Here is a 785-nt window from a genome sequence, read left to right on the forward strand (position 1 = left end):
TTTTTAGTCCAAAAATTATCTATCCAAACATGACAAAGTTTTTACCTTTTTTATATGACGATAATGGCTACTTGACCAATCAAAAATGTTTTATAATTACAGGGGAGAAAATAGAATTTCTAACAGCTTTTCTAAACTCATCATTATTCAAATATTGTTTTAAGGATAACTTTCCTGAGCTACAGGGGGGCACGAGAGAATTGAGTAAAATATTTTTTGATAAAATACCAGTAATTCAAATAACAGAAATAATAAATCTGGAGTTTAAAAATTTAATTAAAAAAGTTCAAGACCTTTCTAAAAATGGTTTTTCAACAAAAGACGTTGAAAAATTTATTGAGCAAAAAATATTTGATATATATGGTTTAACTACTGAGGAAAGGGAAATAGTAAAAAATTATTAATTATTTATATGCTTAATTTCATTCTCTTCTATGCCATAACATTCAAAAATAATTTTGTCAATTTTATCTAAACTTTCCTCTGAAAGTCTAGATAGCAAAAACTTAATATCAGTAATATTCTTATCAGAAAAATTGGGCATTGGGAAATTTTCAAAAAATGTATGTTTCATTCTTACGCCATTTTCACCAAGGCCACCACCACCATAAAACGTTTTTATTGCATAAAAAAACAATTTAGAATTTAACACTGAAATAATGATATCAAGGTCATTGCCTGTAATAATTCTCGCAGTATCTAAACACATAAATTCACCCTTATTGTCCAGCATAAAACTTGACTCTTGGACCATTTCTTGGAATATAATTTTTGGACTAAAAAAA

Annotated in this window: 2 protein-coding genes; one reads left to right on the plus strand and one right to left on the minus strand. The window is 26.9% G+C overall.

Going from position 1 to position 785, the window contains the following annotated elements; translation table 11 throughout:
- Nucleotides 1-404, plus strand: a 404-nt coding sequence (locus D7004_RS14345; RefSeq protein WP_279634760.1) for a TaqI-like C-terminal specificity domain-containing protein, incomplete at its 5' end; no start/stop codon positions are given.
- Here D7004_RS14345 and D7004_RS14350 read toward each other — a convergent pair.
- Nucleotides 401-785, minus strand: a 385-nt coding sequence (locus D7004_RS14350) for a hypothetical protein (RefSeq protein ID WP_208646857.1), incomplete at its 5' end; no start/stop codon positions are given. The two genes, D7004_RS14345 and D7004_RS14350, sit on opposite strands and share 4 nt — an antisense overlap.

Origin of the sequence: Pedobacter jejuensis (assembly GCF_003725795.1) — a bacterium.
In the GTDB taxonomy this organism is placed as follows: Bacteria; Bacteroidota; Bacteroidia; order Sphingobacteriales; family Sphingobacteriaceae; genus Pedobacter; species Pedobacter jejuensis.